Genomic DNA, 6,677 nt, shown 5'->3' with positions numbered 1-6,677 from the left:
ATTGCCGATCCTGCCCCCTGCCTTGACTGCGCACGGAAAATCGACCATAATGCTTGACTCTTTGTTTGTTATTACTTAGGCGCAGTAGCAAAGCGGTTATGCAGCGGATTGCAAATCCGTCCAGAGCGGTTCGACTCCGCTCTGCGCCTCCAGTATTCTTGCGGGTTTCAGAGCAATTAAAAAAATAAATCTGCTCCGCAAAAACGGGTTTTTCCGCAAAATGGATCTTTTCCCCAAAAAAATCTCACTTATTAGAGCGAGTCAGAAATAGCTGGCGCCTTGCCAGCGAGCTCACATATCGCTATTACACAACGGGTCGCCAAGCCAGTTCCTGGCTCTGTACCCTGACTCATCAGGCCCTGGCGCAAACCCAACCCCGTTGATACAAACGGGGCGATTTCCTGTCAATGGATTTGCTGATATTAATAAAATACTTAATGATCAGCGGCATATTCCCATATAGTGTCTTAATCAGAAGATACCGCAAATTCCCGAACATATCGGTACGCTAATCTTCGGTGGTAACGGTAGCGCTCATTCCCGCAAGAAATAAGCATATAACTATCTTGCGCCTCGCAGTTCCTGCTTCAATAGTGACGACCCTGCCGGCAGCAAGGTTACCGCGACGCCGCCGCCGCAGACATCCTTAAAATAGTGGGTCGTGCCGTTTGGATTTTATTGATCTGCGGCGTAAGATACCCTTTTCGCACTCAGTGTCGTCACCCGGGCGACTTTTTCATCATGGCCTCGAACCCTTCTACGCTTCCATCTCCTGCGCGATCGCAGATCAACCTGGTTCCCGCCGCAGTATCAGCTGCGCTGATCGTGCTGGGTCTTATTTATCTGAATGGCACCGTCAGTGGCCGGCAGGCCGCGTTGTGGATCGTGGGCATCCTGCTGGGCGCAACGCTGTATCACAGCGCCTTTGGTTTCACATCGGCCTGGCGCGTATTTATTTCAGACCGGCGCGGCGCCGGGCTGCGCGCGCAGATGCTGATGCTGGCGTTTGGCTGCCTGCTGTTTTTTCCGGTGCTGGGCAACGGCACGCTGTGGGGACAGAACGTCAGCGGTTTTGTCAGCCCCATCGGCACATCGGTATTGGTCGGCGCCTTTATGTTCGGAATCGGCATGCAAATGGGTGGCGGTTGCGCCTCCGGTACGCTCTATACCGTTGGCGGTGGCAGCACGCGCATGATTATTACGCTGATCGGCTTCATTATCGGCTCGGTGATCGGCGCAGCCCATCTGCCCTGGTGGGCCAGCCGGCCGTCATTCGCGCCGTATTCCATCGTGCAGGAATGGGGCGCCCCTACTGCATTGCTTAGCAGCTTCGTATTATTTCTGGGCATTGCCCTGTTCACCATCTGGGCTGAAAAACGCCGGCATGGAACATTGATTTCTTCTGCCGTTAGCGCCGGTAAGGCACGCGGCTGGGGCAGACTGCTTTCGGGCCCGTGGCCACTGGTTATCGGTTCTATTGCGCTGGTCTTGCTCAACTTTGCCACGCTGGCCTTGGCCGGACGCCCTTGGGGAATTACCTCTGCCTTTGCCTTGTGGGGCTCGAAAATATTGATGGCCGTTGGCTACGACGTCAGTACTTGGGGCTTTTGGCAAGGACCAGCCGCTGCCTCCCTGGCTGCCCCCGTGCGCAATGACATCACAAGTGTCATGGATATCGGAATCATTCTGGGAGCGTTGCTGGCGGCCAGTCTGGCTGGAAAATTCGCCCCAGTCTGGAAGTTGCCCACTCGATCTGTGCTGGCAGCGATCATTGGTGGCCTGCTATTGGGCTATGGCGCGCGCCTGGCTTTCGGTTGCAATATCGGCGCCTATTTCAGCGGCATTCTGTCGGGTAGCCTGCATGGCTGGCTGTGGCTGGTGGCGGCCTTTGCCGGCAACGTGATTGGGACCAGAATACGCCCCTTTTTCGGTCTCGCGGTAGAGAAAACATCGCAAACTGCCTGTTGAGGGAAATCTTGTGATTTACATTTGATCCGCGTAAAAACTTAATAGAAGTCAACGATTACGAAGACGTGGCGATGTTAACATTGCCACGTCTTTTTTATTTTAAGACAGGGCACGCGGAATCTCTGGGGCGGAGATCTTTGAGACAGGATATTTGAGAGGATCTCTGAGGCGGGATTTTTTGGCGCCGGTTTCGCGTAATAAAAAGAGTCTATCCACTGTGCCGGTAGCTGCAACCAGCAAAATTCAAAACTGGCTGCTGGCTCGGGATGAACAAACCGACTTTTCAAGGCATACAAAATGAACGCTATTTCTTCATTGCTTGTCTTGTGTTGCCTGATACTCCCGGTCACCGCATGCACCCCGTTCTCTGGTGCAGGCATCAATTCTCAGACCGGCCTTTCGGGAACACGCCAACCAAAACCTGACCCATTTACTGCAAGTGACTCATCGGCCGGCAGCACCAGCCCACCTGCTCCCGCATTCACGACATTTGGCAGCAGGCCTGCTGCCTGGCGCGCCGTCATTGACGGACCTTTGTTGCAGATAGAGCTGTCTGCGGTCGAACTGGTCACGCTCACGGCCGAACGGTTTAACGACAAACGTGGCATCAATGTCATTGCGACGGATTACACAGTCAAACAGCAAAACAGACGTCGCAAAAACAAGGTCAATCTGACGATCAACAGAAAACCCTGTGTAAATGCCCAGGGCGCCTACGACCTGAGCGCCATACTATTTTATAAGAAGAGGAAATATACCGGTTGCGCGGTCGCCGGCACATCCGGCACAGAACATTGACACGCTGCAATGCCGCAGGGCTTGGCGTTTGATCCGCATCCATGCCATCAGCCGTGTTGTTGCTGAAAATGCGGAAGCCGAGCAATGAATCCGGTCTCGTTCTATTGATGATTGATGGCTTCGCTTTGCTGCCTGCTACCACCCATCGTGTCCGACCTGAACAGGCGCCGCCTGGCGGTGCGCAGGTTTATCACAACCACATCTGTAATAAACCTGGCGCTCACCGCGTGACTACTGCTGTTCGTGGATCTCTACGCGGCGGTTTTGCGCACGCCCCGCTTCAGTGGTATTGTCGGCCACTGGCGCCTGCGTGCCCTGACCTTCGGTCTGGATCTGCTGCGCCGGCACACCGCGCAGGATCAGATAGGCTTTGACCGATTCCGCCCGACGTTTCGACAACGCTTCATTACCGGACTCGCTACCGGACTCATCCGCAAAACCAACCAGCCGCACCGATTTTCCACTCTCTTCCAATTGCTGCGCATACTGGTCAAGACCATCGTGGAAACGGCTGTCGACCTGTGCGCTACCAGAAGCAAATTGCACCTGAGGCAGCGTTGCTGGCGCGGCCGCGGCATCGGGCGCCACGGCTCCGGCCTGGACGCCGTCCGTAACGGGCTCGACGGCAACGGGAGTTTGGTCAGCACTGTCGGCTGTTGTTGTAGTGATGTCGGTCTGCGCTGCGCTGGCGCTTTCAGAACTGTCCTGTTCCGCTGCGCCAAATGTCGTGGTTTTACCAGAAGACTCCGTGGTCGTTGCAGACGGTGCTGCCCCGTCGCTGGCTGGCGCGATGCCGGACTGGGTATCGGCAGGTTCATCAGCATTTGCTTCTTGCGGCTGCGCTGGCTTGGACTGGTCGCCTGACGAATCGGGCCCGGCAAAGGTTGTGGTTTTGCCAGTGGCGCCCGCCGGTTCAGGTGTTGTAGCAGCAGGCGGTGTGTCCGGCTTGTTTGCAATGGGCGCGGGCTCGGCGAAAGTTGTTGTCTTGCCCGGTGCGGCATCATCAGTTGTGGTGCTGTCAGTTGTGGCGTCGCTTGTTGCAGCAGTATCAGTTGCGGCACTGCTTGATCCGGCTTGTTCGACCGTTGCGCTGGATGCCTCCGGCGCAGTGGTGGTCGTCGCCTCGTCCTCTGCTGCTGACGCTGGCTCCTGATCAGACTTGGTCTTGTCTGCGCCTGTCGCCTCTGTCTTGGCATTGTCTGTATTGACCTCTGGCGCAGACGACGTGGCTTTTTGCTCGGTCGTCTGAACAGCAGAACTGGCGGCATCTGCACTTGCGGCACCGGTAGATGCTTCGGACTGCGCTTCGGGCTCCATGGTGTCGCTGGCCTGGCCATAGGTCGGGCCATTAGTCGAATCGTTACTCGCCGTATCGGCGGCAGACTCGGACGCAGGCGTTGCTGCCGCATCCGGCTGGACGCTGCCTGTTGCCGGTACGACCGCCTGCCCGCTAGCAGATTGGGACTGCTCGCTTGCTGGCTGCTCGCTAGCCGGCGGGACAGTCTCTGTGCTCTCTGTGCTCTCTGTGCTCTCTGTGCTCTCTGTGCTCTCTGTGCTCTCTGTGCTCTCTGTGGCAGCCGGCGCTGCGGATTTGTCCGCGTTCTCGGCCTGCGTGCTTTCCGGTTTTGTGCTGTCTGCCTGCATGCTATCTGTCTGCGCGCCCTCGGCGGCAGCTGGCGCATCCGCTACGCCAGAAGATTGCGTCGAATCCGGGGCAGGGAAATTGGCTGAAGGCGTTGTAGCGGCTCCCGGTTCTGTAGCCTTGCCATCATCGCCGGTCGTGGCAGCAGGAGTGTCAGCTTGCGGGTTGGCTGGCGTTGCAGCGGGAGCCGTTACCGCATCAGGTGCAGGCGCGTCGGTTGCCGACTGTTGCTGGTCTGCCGGTTTGGCGTTTTCGGTCTCTGTCGTATCCGATTGCGTGCAGCTCTTGACCCAGGCGGCACCAGCCAGCACCACGGCCAGCGTCAGCACCCATTTGAACCAGCCATTTGCTGGTTTTTCATTTGCCATTGTGTCCTGTGCCGACCCGTGCTTGCCGTTTTGCGACGAGGCAGCGGCATTGGCGTCCACGGCGGCCAGCGCATCCGGTCCGAACAGGCCTTCCAGGCTGTCTTCACCGAGCGCAGCAAGCGCCGGCGCATCCAGCTGGGCGCTCACGTGCGGCGCCTGGGCGGCCAGCAACACCGGCAGGCTTTGTGCCGGCGCGCTTTCAGTCGTAATATTGTTCTTCAGAAAGGATAGTACAAACGGCACGACAATAGACAATAGCGATCCAACAGCCTTGGTATCCAGGCCGGTTGTCACTTCCAGATGGGTAGTCACCGCTACCTGTTGCGGTCCCAGTATGGTTGCCTGCTCGCTTTCGCCTAGCGTCACAATCTGTGCGAACTGATCGTTGGTCAGCACCGTCGGCGACAGGGCGCTGGAGGTCAGGTTTGTCTGGGTCTGGCTGTTTTGAATGTGAGCTGCCAAGGCTTGCGCACCCTCGGGCTTGCCCGCCTGCCGCGCCATCGCACCGATCACCATTGCGACAGCCTTGTCGTAAGCGGTGGTCGCCTGCTGGCGGGAAATATCCAGATAACCGGAAACCTGCGCAATCAGGCTGTCACGAATCGGGCCATTAAAGAACTGACTGAAATCGACACTCATGGAATCCTCATACCTTTACTGGAACTGAACGGGCCGCTAGCCGGGCGCTTGCGGTTCCATAGTATCACTTTATTCAGCGTCAATTAAGTATGTTGACTTGACCCGGCAGGACAGGCCGAGCGATATCCGGCAAAGGCATTTGTCTGCCTGCTTGCACAGCCGCAAAAAATGCGTCCAAGCCCCGCGCCGAATCATCGAAAATGCATTGTTGGCCTTAGCCTTCAGCTCGCGCAGCCTTCTGGCGATGATAACGCAGCGTTCCGGCATGGAGCACGCGATCGTCGGGCAAAATCTGATCCGGCGTATAGGTGGGTTGATTAATGATGCGTGCATATATCGGATCGAAATCTATCTGCGCCAGTTCGAAAAGATCATCCAGTTCGTTGATGACAAAATAGCTTTTCTGCAGATCGTCGATACGATAATCCGTACGCATGACCCGTTCCAGGTCAAAGCCGATGCGGTTGGGCGAATCATCTTCCAGACAGTACTGGCTTTCGGTAAATGAAGAGCTGATGCCTGCGCCATAGATGCGTATGCCATCCTTTTGCTGGACCAGGCCGAACTCAATGGTGTACCAGTACAGGCGAGAGATGAATGGCAGAATGCCGCGCTCGAGTGCTTTTAACCCGCCCTGGCCATAGGCCTGCATAAAGTCTGCAATGGCCGGGTTCATCAACATGGGCGCATGCCCAAAAATATCATGGAATACGTCTGGCTCCTGCAAGTAATCCAGCTTGTCTTTTGAGCGGATGAACTGGCCTGCCGGAAAGCGACGGTTGGCAATATGAGTGAAAAACACGTCATCGGGCACCAGGCCGGGGACAGCCACGATCTGCCATCCGGTGTGCTTCATCAGCAGATCGTTCACGCGACGAAAGTCAGGAATTTCATCTGCGGTAATGGGCATTTGCTTCATGCAATCCAGATACTGGTCGCACACACGCCCGGGCAGCAATTTGCTTTGCCGTTCATAAAGCGTTTTCCAGACGCCATGCTCCTCTTGCGTATAGGCTTGCCAGTTTTGATCGATGGTCCAGTCAGCCGACGGCGCACTCGCCTGCGGATCGGCGCAACCGTGTTTTTCTACGGGACTCAAATTTAGCGTTTTCATAAGGTGTCTCCAGATGTCACTATTATTTGGAAACAATATCACGCACATCAAATCAGGGTGAATTCATGCTGAACTTTGGAAAATAACGCAATTTTTCATTTTTTATTTCTATTTTTATAGAATTTATTTTATTTTCTATTTCGAAATA

At 55.8% G+C, this 6,677-nt stretch carries 4 protein-coding genes and 1 tRNA gene; 3 read left to right on the top strand and 2 right to left on the bottom strand.

The window, feature by feature from the left end:
- Positions 1–78 precede the first annotated feature (78 nt).
- The 3 genes from ACTIKR_RS09490 to ACTIKR_RS09480 all read left to right on the top strand — a co-directional run bounded on the left by ACTIKR_RS09490 (position 79) and on the right by ACTIKR_RS09480 (position 2,766).
- Positions 79–152, top strand: a tRNA-Cys gene (locus ACTIKR_RS09490).
- 589 nt (positions 153–741) lie between these two features.
- Positions 742–1,968, top strand: coding sequence for a YeeE/YedE family protein (locus ACTIKR_RS09485; protein ID WP_193087349.1), 1,227 nt, complete (start codon positions 742–744; stop codon positions 1,966–1,968).
- Positions 1,969–2,265: 297 nt separating this feature from the next.
- Complete coding sequence (locus ACTIKR_RS09480; protein WP_193087348.1) at positions 2,266–2,766, top strand: hypothetical protein; 501 nt, start codon at positions 2,266–2,268, stop codon at positions 2,764–2,766.
- 231 nt (positions 2,767–2,997) lie between these two features.
- On the opposite strand, the gene ACTIKR_RS09475 is transcribed toward ACTIKR_RS09480, so the two are convergent.
- Both ACTIKR_RS09475 and phhA read right to left on the bottom strand, forming a co-directional pair.
- Positions 2,998–5,415 (bottom strand): OmpA family protein, encoded by a 2,418-nt coding sequence (locus tag ACTIKR_RS09475; protein WP_442327713.1) that lies wholly within the window; start codon positions 5,413–5,415, stop codon positions 2,998–3,000.
- Positions 5,416–5,629: 214 nt separating this feature from the next.
- Positions 5,630–6,529, bottom strand: coding sequence for a phenylalanine 4-monooxygenase (phhA, locus tag ACTIKR_RS09470; RefSeq protein ID WP_442327712.1), 900 nt, complete (start codon positions 6,527–6,529; stop codon positions 5,630–5,632).
- Between the last annotated feature and the right edge of the window lie 148 nt (positions 6,530–6,677).

Origin of the sequence: Advenella sp., from assembly GCF_052108595.1 — a bacterium.
Taxonomy (GTDB): Bacteria; Pseudomonadota; Gammaproteobacteria; order Burkholderiales; family Burkholderiaceae_B; genus Advenella.
Note: the sequence above shows the minus strand (reverse complement) of the source record. Positions and strands in the feature narration are given on the sequence as shown.